Raw genomic sequence first — 21,683 nt, 5'->3', positions numbered from 1 at the left:
CATGAACGGAGACACGGCATTATTAACGACATATGGACTTTCGATAGGATATCGCCATACCGACGCAAAACGCGATTGGGTTATCAAGGATTTGAATTTGAGCATTTCCAAAGGACAGCTAATATGTTTGCTCGGGCCCAATGGAGCCGGAAAATCAACGTTGATGCGGACGTTATCAGGACTTCAAAACCCTCTTTCCGGGGAAGTAAAAATCTGTGGAAGGTCCGTGTCGGACACCAGGCCAGATGAGCTTGCGCTGAGACTGAGTATGGTATTAACTGACCGGATCGACGCCCCAAATATGTCTGCGGGCGAACTTATTGCATTGGGACGTACACCACACACAGGCTGGCTGGGCAGGTTAAGCAATTTGGATCAGGAAAAAATCAATGAAGCAATAAGACTAACCGGCGTCGAATCATACATCCATCGAAAGATCCATCAACTCAGCGACGGCGAAAGACAAAAAATCATGCTGGCGCGTGCTTTGGCGCAGGATACCGACCTGATCTTAATGGACGAGCCTACCTCTCATCTGGATGTACCCAATCGTGTTGAAATGATGCAATTGCTTCATGAAATGGCTCAGAAAACAGGAAAAGGCATTTTGATATCCACTCACGAACTCGATCTTGCTCTTCAAATTGCGGATCAAATTTGGCTTATTGATCCGCAAATGAGGCTTTTACATGGCATGCCGGAAGATATGGTTCTGAATGGAGCTTTTGAACAGTCGTTTTCGAGACAAAGTCATTCAAACATTGATCTCTATTTTGATAAAAATACAGGCAGTTTCAATATCCGTCCGAAAACTGCTAAATATAAAATTGGAATCTCCGGCGACCAATCACTTCAATACTGGACCAGTCGCGCTTTGGCCAAATCTTTAATAAAAACGGTTCAAAATAAAGGACTTAAACATGCTATCCATATCAACGAAATATCCGGAATGCCGCGGTGGGTGTTGGATTGGGATGGTGAGAAAAGTGAATATAGTTCGTTGGAATCGTTGGTAGTGATTGTTACGCAGAAATTCAATGAGGCTACGATTCGCTGCTCCTGAGTCCCCATATGCTCTTTTCCCTATATCCCCCATCAAGCTGGCCAATCTAGAAACCTGCTCACAACGCATGCTCTTCTCCTCTAAATTTCTTAAAATTGAGCTAGAATTCATCTAATAGCCATCATCAGATCTCCAAAATGATATTGTTGATCCCCGTTTCTTTTTTGCTCTGCATATTCAATCTGCACTATACATTTCATTTTAAGTCCTTTAGGGAATCCATTATTGCTTCCGGCGTATGCCACCTGCTTTTTGTCGGGGTTAGCACTGAAATTCTTAGCCTTTTCAATTGCATCACTACCTCGGGAATAGTTTTAAGTTGGCTTATTCTTACATTCTCGATGGCTGGTTGGAGTTGGAGAATCAGCAAATCTGAAGGAAGTGCGGTTCGTAATTTTCTACCTTCTTTGGCCTCAGCTTTGCGTCTGTTTTTTGGAAAACTGGGCCTTCTCACATCAGTAGTAATCTTTTCCATTCTGATAATCAGTCTGATTGTCGCGATAGGAGCCACGCCAAACAATCTCGACTCGCTTTGTTATCATTTGAGCAGGTTGGGATATTGGATTCAAAATAAAAATGTGGATCATTACGCATCCCATATCGAACGATCCATTTCATTCAGTCCGCTCTCGGAATATGTTCATTTGCACACGTTTCTGCTAAACGGAAATGAACGTTTTGTCCAGTCGCTGCAGTGGACTTCCATGGTCGGTATATTGATGCTCGTTTCGCTGATTACAGAGTATTTTTCCACCAATGTAAAAGCTTTGCGTTTGGCCATCGTTTCCGCGACCTGCCTTCCGATTGCCATTCTTGAATCGATGACCACGCAAAACGATCTGGTGGTTTCCTTTTTCATCATTGCATCGGTTTGGTATATCTTTCAGTATATAAGGAACGGCAGCGTTGTTTCACTTCTATTTTTAACGTTTACGGTCGCCCTCGGCATCATGACGAAAGCAGTATATGTTTTCTATGCTTCCCCATTTGCCATTTTATTGATTGTCCATTTGATCAAAACAACTCGCTGGAAAGTGCTGCTCAGCCTTGGATTCGCAGTTTTTGTTTTAACGCTGGCACTTAATTCTCCTTTTTGGTATCGAACGTATCGCATTTTTGATACGCCGTTAGGCAATATGTCAAAGGGAAATCAGAACAAAATTGATTCTCCACAGGCGTTTTTGTCGTCTACGTCAAAGCACCTGTTTCTGCATCTGGGATTTGTATCTCCCAAAAATCGCTATAATGAATGGCTGGAAAATCATCTGGAAGAATTTCATAAAACAATCGGGCAACCACTGCACAGTCAGCATTTTGAGCAGGACTTTAAGATGAACCGGCTTAATTTTAATGAGGATTTCGCACATAACTTTGTCGCGATGTGGCTCATTCTCATTGCGTTGATTTTGCTACCTTATTTTAAACCTGACAAAAAAACAATACAGTATTTTCTTTTAGTCATCACCGGATTTCTGGTATTCTGCTTTTTTATTGGCTACCAGCATTACGGTTCGCGCCTGCATCTTCCCTTTTTCCTCCTGGCCACTCCAGCGATCGGGATTCTATACGGCAAGCTTTCCTCATGGGTCGTCAGAATATTGTCGGTCATTCTTTGGTTACAGGCTTTACCTTTCGCTTTATTGAGTACCACGCATCCGCTCATATCGACCCAATGGTTTCTGGAAAAAGTGTTCCCTATTGTGAATCAATCGCTTCATTTGGGAATCAACATCGATAATATCCCCAATCTCAAACAGCCCAGTTTCCTAACCATATCCCCTGAAAAAGTTGTGTGGCGCGACGACGCGGCGTCTATTGATTCCATGAAAAGATATATCAACTCTTTTCCTTCCAACAATATTGGTTTTGATTTCAACGAGGCTAGTCTGGATTATGCATATCAATTCTCGCTCCGCAGACCAGGCCGGCATTTTGAGCATATTATGCTTAAAAATCCATCCAAGATATTGGAAAACAAAAGCTATATACCCGATTGTATTATCTCTGAAAACGCCGAGCCCGATGTGATTTCATACCACGGGCATGAATATCGGAAGGGTTGGGAAGTGGGTTTCAGGAAGGTTTATGTGAAGAAGTGATAGGGAAGAAAGGGAGGATGGACGAAGGGAGGATGGATTAATTGGTTCTTGACATAGATGCTATTCGACGAACATCTTTTCTATTATCAATTTAAGATTCTTGACCTCTTTTTGCGACAAAACTCCAATTTTGGAAACCAGTCTGGATTTGTCAACTACCCGAATATGATCTGTGGCTATTGATCCTTTGCGATCACCCACCCAACATTCCACTCGCCACGGATAAATTTTGACAGTTGAAGTAATTGGTATGATAATCACAGTTCGCAATGATCTATTCAGCTCATTCGGACTCACTACAACACATGGTCTGGTTTTTGAAATTTCACTCCCCTGGGTTGGATCTAGCGAAATCCAGAATATCTCATATTGTTCAATACTTTTTACCATGTCCATTCTTCATTGTCAAAATCAATAGATCTGTCGTTAAGCAGTGGCATATCATCGCCCTCCTCGTTCATCGCCATCGCGGCCTCTGCCCATCCCTGCCGCGGGTCTGGCTTTATCACAATGGAGCCATTCTCAACTTCAAGCTCCACACTGGACTTAAGCGACAATTTAAGTTCGCGCAACAACGTTGACGGAATAATTATCCCCTGGCTATTACCAATATTTATGATTGTAGCTTTCATAATGTTATAACACAACATATTGTAGAAAACAAATATATGCATATATGTTATAACACGCCAAACATTTCATTCTAACGATCGATTTTCGATCACAAACACAATATCATGAAGACATGGGCAAGATAACATCAAACTTCTCACAAAATCCCCCTATTTTTGACCATCAAAAACTCAGGCGCCGATTTGCCATAAACTCCATTAAAATGTCATCATTAGAAATCGTTCAACAATATTATACTGCTTTTAACAACAAAAACTGGGCTGGGATGCTTGAATTGGTTGATCCGGCAATCAGGCATGAGCCAAACCAGGGAGATGTGCGGATTGGGGTGGAAAAGTTTACAGAGTTTCTTGAGATGATGGATACTTCCTATGAAGAAACACTGACAGATATGGTATTTTTTACGGAACCTTCAGGAATGCGGGTTGCAGCTGAATTTACAGTAAATGGAATATACAAAAAGGGTGAAGAGGGCCTGCCTGAGGCGCATGGACAGAAATATGTGCTTCCAGCGGCTGCCTTTCTGGAAGTTGCAGATGGAAAAATTACACGTGTAACCACGTTTTATAATTTACCACTCTGGATTAGTCTGGTTTCCTGATATATGGAAAATCAATATCAGTTCGTCAGGCTAAAAGGCGCGGAAATCGAATCTGTTTTTGATGACCTTGCGGCTTTGAGAATTACGGTCTTTCGTGATTATCCTTATCTGTATGAAGGGGATATATCATATGAAAAGGAGTATCTGCAAATCTATTCCCGAGCTGAAAGATCTTTTTTGCTTGGGGTATATTATGATGGAAAAATGGTGGGTGCCACGACCTGCATTCCGCTCACAGAAGAAACGGAGGATATTAAAAGGCCATTCTTGGAAAACGGTTTCGATCCGGCAAAGGTCTTTTATTTTGGAGAAAGCATTATTCTGAAAGAACACCGGGGAAAAGGTTTTGGCCATCTGTTTTTTGACGAAAGAGAAGCGCACTCCCGGTCATTCGGAACGTATGAATATACCTGTTTTTGCTCAGTGGATCGGGGAGATGCTCATCCATTGCGGCCAGCCGATTATCGCAGTAACGATGCATTTTGGATCAAAAGAGGGTACCACCAATCGTCTTCACTGCACACTCAAATGGACTGGCCTGATATCGGCGAAACCGAGTCCAGCTCCAAACCGATGATATTCTGGATCAGGGAAATACCGCGATAGCATATCCCTGATCCATCATTTATTTTCCTTCAACCACCACCATTACCGCACCTCTTCCAGGAACGGTCACTTTGATTCCATTTTGGGTATCTGCGGAGAATGCGTTTAATGTCGCGTAGTCTGCCGGTCCTCCCGCAACTCCCGCTGGTGCTTTTCCATTGATAATTACTTTTCTGGAAAACTCGCCATTGTCGTTGTCGCCTTCCAGACTATACCAATAATATTTAGCGCCTTTTTTGAAGTTTTTGATCTTCACTTCCACGGCTTGCGGGCCGGTGGAAGTATTCACCAAAGCCACACCCGTTTCGCCTGATGTAAATGACGAAGCATAGGATTTCAAAGTGTTATTCCCGGAAACCGGTGTCGCTTCGATAAGGCGGTCGCCCATGCATTTTTGCAAGTAATAGAGATAGTAAAAGGACGGACGTGGTGTCCATTTGGCTACTCCCGGCTCGCGGCCATCGCTGAAAAGTCCATGGTCGTCGCCATCAGCCCAATAGTTGAACAAATCCCAGCGGGCCGTTAACCCAAAATTATTCTTCAAAGCCTCTCCAACTACAAAAACCGCAAAAATGCCGCTGATATTGGAAACCTGCTGTTTGGAGCTTTTTGCCCACATATTCCATTCCGTCATGGCGATTGGCTTCAGAATACCTTTCTTCTCCGCGATATCCTTTTTTACAAAATCCATCAACCGCGTTGGCTCCGACAAAGCGGAATTCATTACTACAGTCGCTGTTGAATTCTGATCATATGGCGTAAAATAATTGTGAACAATATAGAAATCTGCCTTGTCGCCGATCTCCGGAAACATCTGCGTGTTCCAGGTTTTAGTCGTGTTGACCTGCCAGGTTTGCGGTTCTGACTCATACATAACCGCGCCGATACGAATGCTTGCGCCCACTTCTGCCGCCGCTTTACGCATTGAATCAGCATATACCTTGAAGTGTTGCGCGTAAAGTTTTCCATTCAAAAATTCCGGCTGGCCATCCTTATTTTTCGAAACATCAATACGATATCCCCACTCCCAGTCGGCATATACCTCGTTTCCAATTTCCCAATATGGTGTCCGTCCTTTATCATATCGAACCCATTCGGCCGCCAAATGTGCTGCGGTGGCAACAGGATTCGCGCTGGTCCCATACCTCGCATATCCATAGTTAATCGTGATGACCCCTTTACTATTGCTTTGGGCTAACACGCTGTAATAATTGTCGAGCGATGCACGCCAGTCGTCAGTAGTCTTACCATACCCATATCCCGGATCTTTAAGAGTTCCACTATTATCCAGCAACTTTTCAGGCACGTCGGCTGGCAACTCACCCGGTTTTACGTTCCAGAAATAAGCATCGCTTCCACTACCCGCCGGCCATCGGATGACATTGGGCTTCAAATTGGTGATATGCGTCATAAATGCTGGCTCCCCGATCATCGTCGTCATCCAGGTATTGGCATTGTGGCCGTATATAGTTTCCGGGATTTTGGTATGCACCTTTGCAACGTCAACAGTCACGGATGTAGAAGCTGACGCGGGAACTGTTCCAGCTGTGGCAGAGGGTTTTACGAAAATCTTGGCTTTCCAGCTATCCATGAAAAAACCCATAGTTTTTGCGAGTTCGGGATCTACCGGGTCAATGATTGTTTCTTCCTCCTCCACCGGTTTCGTTTCCGGTTGAGCGGGAGAGTCGTCTTTGCACGCAATAAAAAATGCAGAAGTAGTGATCATGAGGAGTAAAAACTTCATGAGATATCTATATGAGAAGATCATCGTGTGTATGAGGTTTGAGAAAGCAGCAATCCGACGGATAGGTAGCGAGGCATGAAATAGACATTGTAATCTTGCGATAAAAACTGGCAGCTTTAATCGTTTTACTTTGAAAACTTTTAAGAAGGATATCAAAGACTGATATCGGCCAGAAACCGACCAATATCAGCCTGCACAGTGTCAGAAAATATTATCGTAACCCAACATGATCCAGGTATATTGTTCCTGACCAGCCGGTTTCCTGCAACATTAAAGTGGTGATGGTTGCTGGTTTTCCAAGGTCTGCCAATGGGATTTTGAATTCTGTCCAGGCGCCTTCTTTTATGGTAATCACGTAAGCTGTACCGTCGTTCGCAACCACGTTTATGGTTTTATCGCCAGTTCCCGGTGTTCCGAATACTGAGAGAGCAAACTCGGTATATGTTGCGGTGGCTACGCTGCCATTGGCGAACTTAACAGCTCCCCAAGATCCCGTGAAAGTCACTTTTGCAGATGCTTCTCCGTCTCTTACGTTATCGGAGCTCGCCAGATCTGCTGTATTTCCCCAACCCCAGTTTTGCCAGCCGTTCAAAAGTCCATCTTCGTACATCGCATATTTCAATGGCGCCAAATCAGGAAGGTCTCCTACAAAGGCCAGATTTTGAGGCGATTCCACTGTTACACCTGAATATGCAACCAAGGTTACCTTGCCTTTATTCGCTTTTGCCGGGATTTTGACAACAATCTCTGTCGCGGATCTACTTACAAATTCTGTAATCGGTGTGGTAATCCCTTTGAACAGAACACCCATAGTCAGATCCAGATTAGTACCCTTAATCGACAAATTTCTCTCCTTTTCTGCAGGATTTGGTGTAAGGGAAGTGATCGTAGGCAGGGTAACTTTCAATTCTGTTTCGGTCTCGATCGTTTCTGGTTCTGTCCCTCCTGCCGATATGATCAAAGCTCCTGTTTCAGCTCCGAACGGCACTTTTACGACCAGTTCAGTTGGAGACTGGCTAACGAATTCGGTTACTGCTGTATCCTTTGTAAAACGGACTTCTGTTACCCAATTAAGATATTCTCCTTTGATTGTCAGGTTGTCGCCAGGACGAACTTCGTCCGTAAAAGACGAAATAACTACCGCTACTTCAAAGCTTAATATCGTTTTGGATACAACATCGCCGTCAGCCGTCTTCAAAGTTACCTGACCTTCTGAAGCGGTCATTGGTACTGTTATCGTGATCAATTCGTCGGTTTGGGTCAAAAAGGAAGCTTTATCGACCGTCGCATCTTTAAGTTCAATGGAAGTCACCTTGCCCAGATTCTTACCTATAAACTGAATCTCTCCACCCGGTTTTGTACCCGTTGGCCCGAAACTCAACAGCTGAACTTCACTCGATGTGCTCACGTCGTCTTCCTGGCATGCCGCCATCAGACCTAAAAATATGACAAAGTATATCACGCGAAAAAATCGCGAATTCTGTAAGGTTTTCATATCTGGTGATGGGGGCTTATTTCTTTAACACTTTTGGAACCACTCGGAAATTGTCAAACGACATATCGCAATCCAGATCGCCCGGCCCATGGAATAGTATCCGCGAATAATATCCATTTGGATTCACCGCCATCTTGACACCCGATGCCTCATAACTGGCAGTCAGCTCTTCGAAAGGTATCGTCACTGTTTTCCACTCACCCTTGGTGTCGTATGGAGGAAGCCATGTATATTGATCGTTATTGAAATCATTCAAACCAACCGTCAACTTGATCACATTTCCCGAATATGGCTTTTTGGTATTCAGCTCAAATTTCAGGTCGTAATCAGCCGGTTTCAAAATTGCTTCGTCGGGGATATTTTTGCTGATCGCACCCATCGCATCCGGCGGACCACCTGCCACTTCCTTCCAGGCCCAGCCGCTAATCACGTCTTTTACACGGATATAGTTTCCACTGATTGCCGCAGGATCGTCTCCCGTTGGGGTAGTTACCACAAACGAAGCGCCCCACCAACCCATAAACGGATCGCTGTTGATGAATACATTACGGTTATCTCTGAACCAGAAATCGGATTTGGTTTCCCCAAAATTGGTTTTAACCGTAATCTGGCCTGGTTGCGCACCATCCGGCACCCGCACCTGAATGAGCTGATCTGTCACTGATATGATTTCACCCGTTACACCACCTTCAAATGAAACTGTGAGTGGTTCGTAAAAATAATCACCCCGGATCGTTGCGATTCCACCGGCAGGTACAAATTCACATTCCATTCCAGCCACGGTCGGCTCGCTGATCTGCACTTCAAAATCATGCAAAAGCTCCGTGCCATCCGAAAAAACCAATCGCATTTTGTTGGTTATATCTTGCGGAATTACACTTGGAACACTCACCAAAATGGTGGTATTAGTGATATAAGTCGGCGTCAGTGACGATTTTTGATCATTAAACCATATTTGCTGGACACCCTCCAAATTTTCACCCATGATCGCAATCAGCGTTCCCTGATATGCCGCAACCAACAGGGAATCGGACGACGTGGGTTCGGTAACGCGGATATAACTAATCTTCGGCTGGCCTCCGTTAGGCAGATCTTCGTTGTCGCATGCTGACAAAACTCCGGCCAGAATGACCATAAGCAGCAGCATTTTACTATATATATTTTTCATTTTGAGATCCATTTTTAGCTTTTGACTTCCTTATTTACTGTAATAATCCACTGCTGGCTTTTGCAGGTTTGGCGCCTGGCTCAGCTCGGCCGACGGGATCGGCAATAGGAAATTACCACTATTCGCGTTGATCTTACGGTCTGTTTCAGCCACCCACGAAGTCTTGGTGAAGGTCCAGGAAGTCGGGTTCGGCATCTTGTCAGGCTCTGTAAAAAACAGTCCGCGATCCTGCGCATTCAGGATATCATATGCTTTCTGAGCATTATAATAATGCAGGCTTACCAGGTCATACCAGGCCATACCCTCCATTGCGAACTCGCAAAGACGTTCTCTGAAAATGATATCGAAAGTCAAAGCAACTTCCAGCGGTGCCAACCCGGCGCGGGTGTGGACTGCGTTGAAATATTGCAAAGCTTTAGGATCCGTCGTAGATTCAGAATTGCCGAGAACAGCCTCTGCATAAACCAGATACATTTCAGCCAAACGCATCATATAGGTATCGTTACCATAGTTCTGCGAAGCTGATTGACCACCCACGTCTTTCGCCTTCCCAGTGATATACTTTTTGATGGAAAGGAAATTGTTATCAGTTCCTGTGAATGGGAAAATGAGTTTTTGTTCCCCGCCCGTGATTGTCTGGCTGATTTCAGGATAAGACGCTCCCGGCAGCATATAAGTCGCTTTTAAACGCTGATCCAAAGTCCGGCCCTGCATCCCGGTTGCGGTTGGTTTGAAACCTTCATATTGACTGATCATCCACCAGGTTGCGCTTTTATCTCCACCCCAGCCATCGCCATTCGCGATATCCGCACTATATGCGAGATATGCTGGTGTTGAATTCTGGGTTCCCCATGCTCCCGGAGAATATACCCATTGCAGCGAAAACAGCGACTCCGAATTATTATCATATGGAAAAAGGAAAAGATCGCTATAATTTTTCTGCAAAGCTGCGCCACTTTTAGTGATCACTCTTTCAGCATAATATTTCGCGCTGTCCAGATATGCCTGATTTCGCGGACCAGAACCGTTTGCTTCCACACCGGCGCGGGTCAGGTAAAAACGGGCCAACATACCTTCTGCAGACCATTTCGTAACACGACCAGGACGAACCGGAGCTTCAGGCAAATCGTTCGCCACTGCTCTCATTTCGCTTGTGATAAACTTCCAGACACTTTCAGGAGTATTTCTTTGAACGGTTGTGTCAGAAATTAAAGTCAGGTTGTTTTCAATAATCGGCACCGCCCCCCAGTTCATTACAAGGTGACGATATGCCACGGCACGCATAAAACGCGCTTCTGCAAGGGCCAGTTTTTTGATATTCGGACTAACTCCTGCGCCTGCATATTGGTTGATATTATTAATTGCAAGATTGGATTGACCAACTACAATAAAGAACGATCGCCATGAAGAGCCGTTTTCCGGTGTATTTCCGGTTGTATTGAAAAGTACGTTCCCTCTGTCATTCCATGCCGAAAATGTAGTTCCGGAGCGGAAGTCTCCCAGGTTGTAGGATGCCTTATCGTTATAGTCAAACCATACTTTGCTGTACAAAAGTCCCGTCGCAGCAAGTACCTGATCGTCAGTTTGATAAAAGCTTGCATCGACGATCGAATCCTTTGGTGGTCGTTCGAGAAAGTCCTCTGAGCATGCCGACAACGTCAGAACGCTTGCCAAAAAGCCGAAAGAATAATATATGTTTTTAAGATTTTTCATGTTGGTGATATTTTAGAAGTCGAGACCCAGGCTGAAAGTATATACAGGAGTAAGAGGATATCGTCCATAATCGAGACCGATGGCCTGATTGGTCGGACTTGCATCTCTCGAAACGTAAGCTCCAACTTCGGGATCAAACCCGGAATACTTCGTAAGCGTCCACACGTTCTGCGCTCCAACTGTAAACCTCGCGCCTCTCACCACCTTTTGTTTGGCAAGAAAAGCCGCAGGTACATTGTAGGTCAGCGATATGTTTTTCAAGCGGATGAACGATCCATCTTCCACCCATTTGTTGGTGTGGCGGGCATAGTTTCCGTTGGGTCCATTGGAGATACGCGGCACGTCCGTTCCGGGATTTGACAAAACCACTTCACCGTTATCATTCGTGATTGGTTTTGCATAATCCATCGCGTTGATCATCATGTTGCGGCTTAGGTTGATATTGTTCGGGTTCGTATTTACTTTGGCGAGATAGTTGTAAATATCATTGCCATAAGTACTCGTGAACAACACGCTCAGGTCAAATCCCTTATATGAAAACGTGTTGGTAAAACCTGCAAACAACTTCGGCCAAGGGTTTCCGATCGTGGTTAAATCCTGTTCGTTGATAATGCCGTCCCCATTGATGTCTTTGAACTTGGCATCTCCAACCCAGATATTGTCGACATTAACCGGCAATTTGGCACCATTGTTATCCACAGGAAGCGCGCTGCTTTCGATCTCGGCCACATTCTGAAACAAACCTTCTTCCACATATCCGCGGAATAACCACGGTGCTTTGCCCACTTCTGAACGTTGCGTCCAGTCTTGCAGCCACCATGAAGTACGGTCTACGAATGCGCTTTCAGAGTAAAATGATTTGATCTTTGTTTTGAAAGCAGAGATATTGAAGTTCGACTCCCACTTAAATCCATTTCTGTTGATATTGGTTGTGTTTAGAGTAAATCCAAAACCTTTGTTTTGAAGACCTCCAATATTTACCGTCGGCGAGCCAACCGCTCCTGTTCCGTTTGTCCCCATATACCAAGGCAACGGCTTCTCCATCAACAGGTTATCAGTATTCTTAATGTAGTAATCAAATTCCAGCTGGATTCTGTTTTGGAAAAATGACACGTTTATACCAAAGTTATTGGTTTTCGTTTCTTCCCATTTCAAGCCCGGATTGCTGTATCGGGTTGGCAAGAATCCTGTTGTGGTTGGCGTTGCACCCGTTCCAAGTGGCGAGTATATACCGCCGCTACCTCCCTGATTACCAGTGATACCAGTTTCAAAACGAAGCTTTAACTCATTGATAAAAGGAATATTAAAAAACGATTCCTGCGAAACGCGCCATGCAGCCGACAACGACGGGAAGAAACCCCATTTGTTATCCTTCCCAAAATTAGCCGAACCATCGCGGCGTACTGTTCCCATGACGATGTAGCGATCGCCGTAGTTGTAGTTCAAGCGTCCTAAATAAGACTCCATAGCCCAATCACCCGAACCGCCCGAGTTGCTGGATGTGAGCACATCGCCTGCGTTCAGGTCAAGGATATCGTTGGTCAAAAATCCGGTTCTGGATGCGCCTACGTTTTTCCATGAGGAATACTGTGCCTCATGGCTCACCATCGCATTGATGGAGTGCTTGCCAAATTGCTTGTTATATTCCAAAAGCTGATTCCAGTTCCAATATGTATTTTCTCCGGAACCGTTGTTCAAAGAGGCAGTCACGTTACGAGCCCAGCCGATGGCATATGTCGGGATATAGTAAGTCGATCCCGAAAAGCCCAGATTGGTATTGAACGAAGAACGTAAGTGCAAACCTTTGGCAAGCTCAATACCGATATTCAATCCTCCCAAAAACTGGCGTCTAACCAACTTATTCGTAGTTAAAGTAGCAATCGCGATGGGGTTAACAGGTGCAAACTGGTTCGCTCCGTTGTTCTCGTCACCACCACCCCAGGTACCGTCCAGATTCTTTACAGGAACCTGTGGTGTCAGTTGGAGTGCATTGGCGATGATATTCTCCTGGCTCGTAGTCAGGTTATCGTTTGTTTGATTGAATGCAAGATTGGCACCGATCGTCGCCCATTTCCGTGGTTTGTTTTCCAGGTTCAATCTGAAACCATATCGGTTAAAGCCAGAACCTTGTGCTACACCATCCTGTTTCAGATATTCACCTGACAGATAGTAAGTTGTCTTGTCATTTCCACCGCTCAGGCTCAACTGATGCTTGTTCATCGGAGCACTTTTGAACAACTCATTTTGCCAGTCAGTACCTTTCCCTAACAGTGACGGATCCAGAAATTCCTGCGGAGTGTCACCTCCAGCGAGCTGGTGATATTCGCCCACCATCGTCGCATATTGCTGCAAATTCATTACCGTAATAGGTTGCGGTGCAGTTTGCAAACTGAACTGATATCCATATGAAATTTTGGTATCGCCCGCTTTCCCTCTTTTTGTTGTGATCAAAAGCACCCCGTTGGTTGCTCTTGAACCATATATCGCCGTAGCTGACGGACCTTGCAATACTTCGATGGATTCGATATCAGCAGGGTTCAAACCTGCTAATGGGTTGGATGAACTTTGCGCACCGAATGAGGCAGTTTGTCCCGGAATCTGTACACCGTCAATTACATATAAAGGTTCATTACTCCCACTAATAGAGTTTACCCCACGAATATTAACCGATATACCTCCACCCGGCTGACCTGAGTTTTGAGTAACATATACCCCCGCTGCACGTCCCTGAATAGCCTGTTCGATCGTTGTATTGACGGTTCTTCCAATTTCCTTTGCGGATACCGAAGTCTGAGCGGTTGTTAAATCAGCTCTTTTCATTTCACCATATCCAACCACGACTACTTCTTCCAGTGCTTTGGTATCAACAGCAAGCGTGATATCGATCACGGTTTTGTTGCCAACACCGGTTTCTTTTGGAATATAGCCCACAAACGAGAATGCCAGTACAGAAGCACTGTTGGGCACCGAAAGGGTATACCGACCGTCCGTTGCCGTAGTTGTTCCTACAGTTGTTCCTTTTACAATGATGCTTACACCCGGCAAAGGATCACCTTTATCATCCGTTACACGACCTTTTACCGCGATGTCGGCAGGCGCAGATTCGGTCATTCTTTTGATCAAAAGCTCATTGACAGGCGCTTCATTTCGCGTCAGAAAAGGTACGGGAGCGCCGGAAGTCGGCACAACGGTTTCATCCTGCTCGGAGGTAAGTTTCTTTTTCTTAACAACAATGGTTTTGTCAATGATCGTATAGCTAAGCGGCTGATTTTCAAAAACCTGATCGAGTACAGTTTTCAGCTCCGCCTCGTTCACTTTGATATTGACCGGACGTGTGTTCTTCAGCAGTCGGTTGTTATACAAGAAGTTGTATCCCGTCTGTTTCCGGATTTCATTGAACACCTTTTCGAGGCCGCTGTTATTTTCGTTAAGTCTAACGGTTTGAGAATATACGCCGGCACTTACCTGAATAAAAGCAACCATAATCAGAAGTGTAGTCAGCTTCATGATCCTTGCTATTTTAAGTTTTGTTTCCCGGGGAAGCAAACCGTCCACAGCGCTAAAACGATCTGGCGTCAGACGGGCAAACCCGCATTGATAAAGTAAAGCATATTTCATACTTTTACAGTGTTTGGATTAAGTACATAAGTTGGGTTTCGCAATAAATTTCAGCTTCGTAAAAATCTGACATCTGCTATTCCTTATCCTGGCAGGGATTTGGTTCAGCGTCTAGTCCGCTTCGGATTTCAGCTCCGAAGTGGCTTTTTTTTACAAGGCCATGAGGAGATCAGGTTTTCTTCATAGGGCTTTGATTCATATTTAAAGGTTCATTGTTAATCAATAGAGCTTACTTCGACACGTTTTCCTTTTACGTCAAACTTTACACCGCCACCTTCTTCGAGGATATTCAGGATATTGGAAATCGAGACGTTCTTCGAAACATATCCCGTAAACTGATCCTTCGGCATCGTACCAACATATACAATCTGAAGGTCATACCAGCGTGAAAGCTGCTTCATCACCTCCTGAATATCTGTGTTATCAAACTTGAAATAGCCTTCCTTCCATGCAATCGCGATTTCCGTATCCGCCTTTCCAACCACAATAGGGGCTAGTTTGCTTCCACTTTGTTTGACGACTGACTGCTCCCCGGGCGAAAGTTTGACAGTCGATTCAGGAAGTCCGGTTTTATTACCAAGGATACTCACCTTCACGCTGCCTTCCAGCAAAGTTGTTTTCACAGCGCCTTCGTCCTGATAAGAGTTTACATTAAAGTGGGTTCCTACTACTTCGATCAACTGGTTGTTGCAGGACACCAGAAACGGCACCTTTTTGCCATTACTGTATTTGGATGCTACCTCAAAATAGGCTTCACCCGTAATCTGCACATGCCGTGAATTATCGTCAAACATCGCAGGAAAGCGGATAGACGACATCGAATTCAGCCATACTTTGGTACCATCCGATAGGCTGATCCGATATTGACCGGCTCTTGGTGTGCTCACCAAATTCATATCTGCGTTGGTCTTAACACCATTTACATCTGTAGCTTTGGTATATGCCAGTTCGCCATCCGTCAATTTGGCAATGCTGATTCCAGCCTGACTTGCGATTTTTCCCTGCCCGGCGTCGTTCAGGTTAATTCTTGAACCATCTGCCAAAGTCAATATCGCTTTGTTTCCACCGGGTTCGATATCTTTTACAACAACCTCGCTGACAATATTCTCTGAGCCTTTTCCTGTTCTTCCAGTCCTGAAAAATCCATATGCACCCACTAAAACTATCACCGCCGCAGCTGCAACCCTCAATGCAAAACCCCAATTAATTCTTCGTTCCTTTGGAAATTCCTGCTCAATATCGGCCATATCCAGACTAGCCTCAATTTTGCTTCGCAGAGAGTCCAGTTCAACCCGTTCAAATGGTGAGCTGGCTGACGATATTTTCTCAAATTGTCGCATGACGTTTTGCGCCTCAGCTTCCGGCAAAGCATGAAACCATTCTAAAAATAGTTCGTGCTCATAAGGTGTGTGAAGCCCATGCGCATATTTTTCTAGAAATAGGATATACTGTTCTTCTTTCATACAAAGGGAAGACGGACTGTCTTTGGAAAAGAACCCCTCGTATTAAAATTATTTTTACTTTTTTTTGAACTTATAAGATATTGAAGAAACAAAACAGAATAATAACCATATCGGCTATCACTTCCCCATGTTGGCGCAGGTAGCGTTTTACGAAGTCGGTGGCGGCATACAACTGCTTTTTAACCACCGATTTAGAGATATTTAATTTGGTTGCGATCTCGTCGAGTGAGAGCTCGGTTGTAGTTTTTAACTCGAAAATTTCTTTGCGTTTTTCGGGCAATCGGTTGATCGCCTCCTGAGCAATCTGGTAATACTGACCATATATCAGATCCGAATCCGTCTGGTCACTGCTCGCCTCTGTAAAAGGTGCGGATAAAGTTTGAAACCGGAATTCCGCTTGTTGGCGACGAAAGTGATCCATCACCTGGTTTCGTGCCATTTTGAAAACATATGCTTTGAACATCCCCACCATCGCAAGCCCCTCCTTCTTCTCCCAGACTTTCACAAAAACATCCTGCACAATCTCCTCGCTCAGTTCCCGTGACTTTGTGAACAAATAAACATAACGGTAAAGCTCTTCAAGATACAGGTTATACAAACAAGCATATGCCTGCCGCTCTCCTGCCGCACAACGATCCAACATCTCCCTTTCGTCCATCAATTCCGTCATGTCTAAAAGTTTGCCCGATAATGTTTTGTTTTATATCCTTTTAAGAAACCTCAGAGCCCTCTTTGCCAGAAGACAATATTATATTTATTCTCCGATTAATTCAATGCAAGTTCAGCAAATATTCTCAATAAATGTCAACCTGACAAAAATTTGAAAACAAATAAGCTTTAAAGGTTATTGGGAAAGGATATGTAAGCCGTTGTATACTGTTTGGGAGGACTGGGTAGCATCAATAGCACTAGCTGCCAACCCATTTTCTCAACCACAAAAAAGGTCCTGACCAAAAGCCAGGACCTATATCAAATCATTTCAATCAGAAACTCTTACGATCCACAAGCTTCGCAAGCATCCGGATTATCCAGTGAGCATTGCATATCCGAAAGATTATCGCGTGGAACCACAGGCTTCGTATGTTCTTCCGCGTATTTCGCGTAGTCCATTTCCTTTTCTGCTACAACCGCAATTGCCGCTTCGATTTGTGGTTCTGCCTGCTTGCTGACAGTGAACTGTACAGGATCGGAAGCAGCGCGTGTCCGCAGGTAATACATACCTGTTTTCAATCCTTTTTTCCATGCGTAGAAGTGCATAGAGGTCAGCTTACCAAAGTTCGCTTCTTCCATAAAGATATTCAGCGATTGAGACTGACAGATATATGCACCCCTGTCGGCCGACATATCCAGCAAGCTTCTTTGCTTAATTTCCCAAGCAGTTTTATACAGGTCTTTGATATGCTGCGGAATATTCGGTATCGGCTGAACTGAACCACTGGCGCGAACCAGGTTGTTTTTCATTTCCTCGTTCCACAATCCCAGTTTCACTAAATCCTTCAACAGATACTTGTTAACAACCACAAATTCTCCCGAGAGAACTCTTCTCACATATATATTAGAAGTAAACGGCTCGAAACATTCGTTGTTACCCAAAATCTGGCTGGTAGACGCAGTTGGCATCGGTGCAAGCAACAATGAGTTACGAACACCATTTTGAACTACTTCCTTCCGTAATTTCTCCCAGTCCCAACGGTTACTTTCAGGTTTCACACCCCACATATCAAACTGGAATACTCCTTTTGATATCGGGCTGCCTTCCCACGATGCATATGGGCCGTGTTCTTTGGCCAGCTCCATCGAAGATTCCATGGAACCGTAATATATAGTTTCAAAAATATCCTTGTTCAGCTGACGAGCCTCGTCGGAGTCAAACGGCATGCGAAGCATACAGAAAGCATCTGCCAAACCTTGCACACCAATACCGATTGGGCGATGGCGTTTGTTGCTGCGCTCTGCTTCAGGTATCGGATAAAAATTGAGGTCAATGATTTTGTTCAGATTTCGGGTAATCACCTTCGTAATCTCATACAATTTTGCATGATCGAAACGAGCGAATCCGTCGGCACTTTCTTCTATGAATTTAGGCAGCGCGATCGATGCAAGGTTACAAACCGCTACTTCATCCGGCGAAGTATACTCGATAATTTCAGTACAAAGGTTCGAAGACTTGATCGTGCCCAGGTTTTTCTGGTTCGACTTGCTGTTCGCGTGATCTTTGTACAACATATATGGTGTACCTGTCTCAATCTGCGACTCCATTACGGCAAACCAAAGATCCTGCGCCTTAATGGTTTTACGCGCCTTGCCTTCGAGCTCATATTGCTCATACAATTTCTCGAACTCCTCGCTATGCGAATCAGCCAGGCCAGGGCATTCGTTCGGATCGAAAAGCGACCAGGTATCGTTAGCCTCAACGCGTTTCATGAACAAATCAGGAATCCACAATGCGTAGAACAAGTCTCTTGCACGCTGCTCTTCTTTTCCATGGTTCTTTTTCAAGTCAAGGAAGTCGAAGATATCAGCATGCCATGGTTCAATATAAATCGCAAAAGAACCTTTCCGCTTGCCACCTCCCTGGTCTACATATCTCGCTGTATCATTGAATACGCGAAGCATCGGCACAATACCATTCGAAACGCCATTGGTACCTTTAATATAAGAGCCCGTCGCACGAACATCATGGATGCTCAAACCAATACCACCAGCTGACTGGGATATCAATGCGCAGTTTTTCAAAGTATCATATATACCATCGATGCTGTCTTCCTTCATAGTCAACAGGAAGCAAGACGACATTTGTGGTTTTGGGGTACCCGCGTTGAACAACGTCGGTGTTGCGTGGGTAAACCATTTTTCAGAAAGCAAGTGGTAGGTTTCGATCGCCGAAGCAATATCTTCCTGATGGATCCCGACAGCAACACGCATCAACATATGCTGTGGACGTTCCACAATTTTGCCGTCAACTTTTAAAAGGTATGATTTTTCAAGGGTTTTGTAACCGAAGTAGTCATAACCATAGTCGCGGTCATATATAATAGTAGAGTCAAAAAGGGCAGCATTCTGGCGAATCACTTCATATACCTCCTTGGATATCAACGATGCGTTTTCGCCGGTTTTGCCGTCAACATAAGTATATAGTCTTTTCATCGTTGCGGAGAACGACTTTAAGGTATTCTTATGTAAATTGGATATCGCAATACGGGCAGCCAGGATCGCATAATCCGGATGCTTGGTGGTCATTGAAGCGGAGGTTTCAGCCGCAAGGTTATCCAGTTCGGCCGTTGTAACTCCGTCATATATACCGGAAACGACCTTTTTAGCTACCTCGACTGCCTGAACGTAGTTCGTATCAAGGCCATAGCTGAGTTTTTCAATACGAGCAGTCACCTTGTCGAATTTTACCGATTCGCGGCGACCGTCACGCTTAATGACGTACATTGACATAATTTTAAGTAGAGTTAAAAGAAGTTAGTGATGTTAATAGTATGAGGGTGGCACTCGAAGATACTCTTTAATAAACTTTTGAAATGAGGCGCAATGAAACATGATTCAGTCGAAAATATTTCCTGCGGACTCCATGTGACTTTAAAAAAACATTTAATCAACACATGAAATAACACGAAAAAAATAACAAAAGCAATCCCGTTTGATAAGCCATATCCGCAAAAAACATGCCACCCGAGATTAACAAATTGTTAAAAAACTAATAACAAGCGATTTACACCAAACTGAAGGCCCGAAAAAAAAATTGAAAATTTTTCAAGAAAAATATTTTTTCACACTTCTATAAAATTTGTAAACTTTTTGACTATCCAAAAATCACTTATTATTGATTTCTAGATAGTTAAGGAAAAATATTTGCAAACTTTTGAAAAACGCCTATCTCAATCATAACAACAAAATATAAACATAAATTTCAAGTAGGACCGGCAAAACATCGGCTTTCTCTTACCTGACTCAGCCAATATTCATATTTCACCTCATTGTTAGCATGCAAACGGATAAAGAAAATAGATCACGAAGGGCGTTCATCAGGAAGGCCGGCGCGGCTGCATCTCTTGCTTCCTTATATAGTGTACAAGGATATAGTTTTGGTACTGAAATATTCGGCGACGCAGCCATTCAGCTGGGTGTTTTCGCGGCATATGAGCACGCTTCATATCTGCGAGGCCTGGGATATACCTATATAGAGGAATCTGTTGGCAATTTCCTGTTGCCGGAAGGCGGGGAGCCCAAGTTTGAACAAAATCAAAAAGAGCTGGAATCCGTAAAATTCCCGATCTGGTCATATGTGATTCTACTGCCTGGAGATTTGAAAACAGTCGGACCAAATGCCAATCCGGACGGTGTTCTTAAAAGAACTGAACTGGCCCTGAAACGAGCAAAAGAATGTGGCTCGTCTTATATTGTGTTCGGAAGCGGTGGGGCAAGAAATATCCCGGAAGGTTTTGACCGCAAAGTCGCCAAATCACAACATATAGATATATGTAAGAAAATGGCACCGCTGGCAGAAAAATATGGAGTAACGATTGCCATTGAGCCTTTGAACCGTGGGGAAACCAATTTTATCAATAGCCTTGCGGAAGGTGTGGAAATAGTCGAAGCCGTCAATAGTCCGAAGGTGAAACTGCTTTGCGATATATACCATATGTTAAAAGAAGACGAGTCGCCGGACGAGATCCTTAAATATGGAAAGTATATCGTTCACTGTCATATTGCTGAAAAACAAAGCCGTACTCCTCCGGGTGTGATGGGGGATGATTTCCGCCCATACCTGAAGGCACTCAAAAGGATAAGTTACAAGGGTGGACTATCAATAGAATGCTTTAAATATACCGACTTCGACAAGGAGATTAAAACCAGTATTGAGGTGCTTAGGAAGCAACTGAAAGAAGCGTAGATTAACTATTTTCTGGGTTTTGCCAGGGGTTGGTAAGCATGGTCATTTGTGGTGAGGGATTGTCAGGAGTGATCATTTATTGTTTCTGTCAAGAATGACACTCGAACAACAAGTGATGCCAAATGACAATCCCTGACAAAAAATGATTAAATCTTAATTGCCAAATACCTGACTAAGATAGCAAAACCGCAGTTTGCCAACCCGTAATGACTCTGAGGTTCAATTTATTAAAATATAGCTGAGTATTATTTGCTCCATCGAATTTTAATAATTACTTTTGCAATCCTTTTTAAGAATTGTATAGAACACAAAATACCATATAACAATGAAAAAAGATACTCATCCCAATTACAGAGAAGTAGTTTTCTGGGATCTGTCAAGCGATTACAAGTTTATTACCCGTTCAACGATTGATACTAACGAAACGATCACTTGGGAGGACGGAAAAACATACCCTGTATACAAAGTGGAAGTTTCTTCTCAGTCTCACCCATTTTATACTGGTAAAAACGTATTGGTTGATACTGCTGGTCGTGTTGACAAGTTCAGAAAACGCTACGGAAAACAATAACATCCCTTT

At 44.0% G+C, this 21,683-nt stretch carries 16 protein-coding genes; 6 read left to right on the top strand and 10 right to left on the bottom strand.

Going from position 1 to position 21,683, the window contains the following annotated elements; translation table 11 throughout:
- Window position 1: 1 nt before the first annotated feature.
- Complete coding sequence (locus tag AC1XUD_RS21035; protein WP_483362990.1) at window positions 2-1,063, top strand: ABC transporter ATP-binding protein; 1,062 nt, start codon at window positions 2-4, stop codon at window positions 1,061-1,063.
- A 137-nt stretch (window positions 1,064-1,200) separates the two neighbouring features.
- Window positions 1,201-3,162 carry an ArnT family glycosyltransferase gene (locus AC1XUD_RS21030; protein WP_483362989.1) on the top strand — a complete coding sequence of 654 codons (1,962 nt, stop codon included), beginning with the start codon at window positions 1,201-1,203 and terminating at the stop codon, window positions 3,160-3,162.
- Between the two features lie 60 nt (window positions 3,163-3,222).
- Here AC1XUD_RS21030 and AC1XUD_RS21025 read toward each other — a convergent pair whose 3' ends face one another.
- Both AC1XUD_RS21025 and AC1XUD_RS21020 read right to left on the bottom strand, forming a co-directional pair.
- Window positions 3,223-3,552 (bottom strand): type II toxin-antitoxin system PemK/MazF family toxin, encoded by a 330-nt coding sequence (locus tag AC1XUD_RS21025; RefSeq protein WP_483362988.1) that lies wholly within the window; start codon window positions 3,550-3,552, stop codon window positions 3,223-3,225.
- Entirely contained in the window at window positions 3,546-3,794 is a 249-nt protein-coding gene (locus AC1XUD_RS21020) for an AbrB/MazE/SpoVT family DNA-binding domain-containing protein (protein WP_483362987.1), read from the bottom strand. Before AC1XUD_RS21020 ends, AC1XUD_RS21025 begins: the two co-directional genes overlap by 7 nt.
- Before the next feature lie 203 nt (window positions 3,795-3,997).
- Between AC1XUD_RS21020 and AC1XUD_RS21015 the strand changes: the two genes are divergently transcribed.
- Both AC1XUD_RS21015 and AC1XUD_RS21010 read left to right on the top strand, forming a co-directional pair.
- On the top strand, window positions 3,998-4,396 hold the full coding sequence (locus AC1XUD_RS21015; RefSeq protein WP_483362986.1) for a nuclear transport factor 2 family protein: 399 nt from the start codon (window positions 3,998-4,000) through the stop codon (window positions 4,394-4,396).
- A gap of 3 nt (window positions 4,397-4,399) precedes the next feature.
- The gene (locus tag AC1XUD_RS21010; protein ID WP_483362985.1) at window positions 4,400-5,002 is read left to right on the top strand and encodes a GNAT family N-acetyltransferase; all 603 of its coding nucleotides are present in this window, start codon (window positions 4,400-4,402) and stop codon (window positions 5,000-5,002) included.
- Window positions 5,003-5,021: 19 nt separating this feature from the next.
- Here the strand turns inward: AC1XUD_RS21010 and AC1XUD_RS21005 are convergent, their stop codons facing one another.
- The 8 genes from AC1XUD_RS21005 to AC1XUD_RS20970 form a co-directional block, all read right to left on the bottom strand.
- Window positions 5,022-6,746: a hypothetical protein gene (locus AC1XUD_RS21005; protein WP_483362984.1), complete on the bottom strand. Its 1,725-nt coding sequence runs from the start codon at window positions 6,744-6,746 to the stop codon at window positions 5,022-5,024.
- 211 nt (window positions 6,747-6,957) lie between these two features.
- Window positions 6,958-8,241, bottom strand: a complete 1,284-nt coding sequence (locus AC1XUD_RS21000) for an IPT/TIG domain-containing protein (protein ID WP_483362983.1) — start codon at window positions 8,239-8,241, stop codon at window positions 6,958-6,960.
- A 16-nt stretch (window positions 8,242-8,257) separates the two neighbouring features.
- Window positions 8,258-9,409 carry a glycan-binding surface protein gene (locus tag AC1XUD_RS20995; protein WP_483362982.1) on the bottom strand — a complete coding sequence of 384 codons (1,152 nt, stop codon included), beginning with the start codon at window positions 9,407-9,409 and terminating at the stop codon, window positions 8,258-8,260.
- A gap of 30 nt (window positions 9,410-9,439) precedes the next feature.
- On the bottom strand, window positions 9,440-11,122 hold the full coding sequence (locus tag AC1XUD_RS20990; RefSeq protein ID WP_483362981.1) for a RagB/SusD family nutrient uptake outer membrane protein: 1,683 nt from the start codon (window positions 11,120-11,122) through the stop codon (window positions 9,440-9,442).
- Window positions 11,123-11,134: 12 nt separating this feature from the next.
- Window positions 11,135-14,740, bottom strand: a complete 3,606-nt coding sequence (locus AC1XUD_RS20985; RefSeq protein ID WP_483362980.1) for a TonB-dependent receptor — start codon at window positions 14,738-14,740, stop codon at window positions 11,135-11,137.
- A 215-nt stretch (window positions 14,741-14,955) separates the two neighbouring features.
- Complete coding sequence (locus AC1XUD_RS20980) at window positions 14,956-16,203, bottom strand: FecR family protein (RefSeq protein WP_483362979.1); 1,248 nt, start codon at window positions 16,201-16,203, stop codon at window positions 14,956-14,958.
- A 70-nt stretch (window positions 16,204-16,273) separates the two neighbouring features.
- Window positions 16,274-16,873 (bottom strand): RNA polymerase sigma factor, encoded by a 600-nt coding sequence (locus tag AC1XUD_RS20975; protein ID WP_483362978.1) that lies wholly within the window; start codon window positions 16,871-16,873, stop codon window positions 16,274-16,276.
- A gap of 323 nt (window positions 16,874-17,196) precedes the next feature.
- On the bottom strand, window positions 17,197-19,641 hold the full coding sequence (locus tag AC1XUD_RS20970; protein WP_483362977.1) for a ribonucleoside-diphosphate reductase subunit alpha: 2,445 nt from the start codon (window positions 19,639-19,641) through the stop codon (window positions 17,197-17,199).
- Between the two features lie 553 nt (window positions 19,642-20,194).
- Between AC1XUD_RS20970 and AC1XUD_RS20965 the strand changes: the two genes are divergently transcribed.
- The gene (locus AC1XUD_RS20965) at window positions 20,195-21,103 is read left to right on the top strand and encodes a sugar phosphate isomerase/epimerase family protein (protein ID WP_483362976.1); all 909 of its coding nucleotides are present in this window, start codon (window positions 20,195-20,197) and stop codon (window positions 21,101-21,103) included.
- Between the two features lie 325 nt (window positions 21,104-21,428).
- A complete protein-coding gene (locus AC1XUD_RS20960) occupies window positions 21,429-21,674 on the top strand; it encodes a type B 50S ribosomal protein L31 (RefSeq protein ID WP_483362975.1) in 246 nt (81 codons plus the stop codon).
- Window positions 21,675-21,683: the final 9 nt, after the last annotated feature.

The organism is Dyadobacter sp. HNCC25DJ184 (assembly GCF_056895215.1).
The sequence above is the reverse complement of the archived record's forward strand: the minus strand, read 5'-3'. Positions and strand labels throughout refer to the sequence as shown.

What these genes read in the sequence shown, in the direction of transcription:
- AC1XUD_RS20960 (WP_483362975.1), top strand. Translation starts at nt 21,429, where the DNA reads ATGAAAAAAGATACTCATCCCAATTACAGAGAAGTAGTTTTCTGGGAT.
- AC1XUD_RS21015 (WP_483362986.1), top strand. Translation starts at nt 3,998, where the DNA reads ATGTCATCATTAGAAATCGTTCAACAATATTATACTGCTTTTAACAAC.
- AC1XUD_RS20965 (WP_483362976.1), top strand. Translation starts at nt 20,195, where the DNA reads ATGCAAACGGATAAAGAAAATAGATCACGAAGGGCGTTCATCAGGAAG.
- AC1XUD_RS21005 (WP_483362984.1), bottom strand. Translation starts at nt 6,746, where the DNA reads ATGAAGTTTTTACTCCTCATGATCACTACTTCTGCATTTTTTATTGCG.
- AC1XUD_RS21035 (WP_483362990.1), top strand. Translation starts at nt 2, where the DNA reads ATGAACGGAGACACGGCATTATTAACGACATATGGACTTTCGATAGGA.
- AC1XUD_RS20970 (WP_483362977.1), bottom strand. Translation starts at nt 19,641, where the DNA reads ATGTACGTCATTAAGCGTGACGGTCGCCGCGAATCGGTAAAATTCGAC.
- AC1XUD_RS20980 (WP_483362979.1), bottom strand. Translation starts at nt 16,203, where the DNA reads ATGAAAGAAGAACAGTATATCCTATTTCTAGAAAAATATGCGCATGGG.
- AC1XUD_RS20995 (WP_483362982.1), bottom strand. Translation starts at nt 9,409, where the DNA reads ATGAAAAATATATATAGTAAAATGCTGCTGCTTATGGTCATTCTGGCC.
- AC1XUD_RS21025 (WP_483362988.1), bottom strand. Translation starts at nt 3,552, where the DNA reads ATGGTAAAAAGTATTGAACAATATGAGATATTCTGGATTTCGCTAGAT.
- AC1XUD_RS21000 (WP_483362983.1), bottom strand. Translation starts at nt 8,241, where the DNA reads ATGAAAACCTTACAGAATTCGCGATTTTTTCGCGTGATATACTTTGTC.
- AC1XUD_RS20985 (WP_483362980.1), bottom strand. Translation starts at nt 14,740, where the DNA reads ATGAAATATGCTTTACTTTATCAATGCGGGTTTGCCCGTCTGACGCCA.
- AC1XUD_RS21020 (WP_483362987.1), bottom strand. Translation starts at nt 3,794, where the DNA reads ATGAAAGCTACAATCATAAATATTGGTAATAGCCAGGGGATAATTATT.
- AC1XUD_RS20990 (WP_483362981.1), bottom strand. Translation starts at nt 11,122, where the DNA reads ATGAAAAATCTTAAAAACATATATTATTCTTTCGGCTTTTTGGCAAGC.
- AC1XUD_RS21030 (WP_483362989.1), top strand. Translation starts at nt 1,201, where the DNA reads ATGATATTGTTGATCCCCGTTTCTTTTTTGCTCTGCATATTCAATCTG.
- AC1XUD_RS21010 (WP_483362985.1), top strand. Translation starts at nt 4,400, where the DNA reads ATGGAAAATCAATATCAGTTCGTCAGGCTAAAAGGCGCGGAAATCGAA.
- AC1XUD_RS20975 (WP_483362978.1), bottom strand. Translation starts at nt 16,873, where the DNA reads ATGACGGAATTGATGGACGAAAGGGAGATGTTGGATCGTTGTGCGGCA.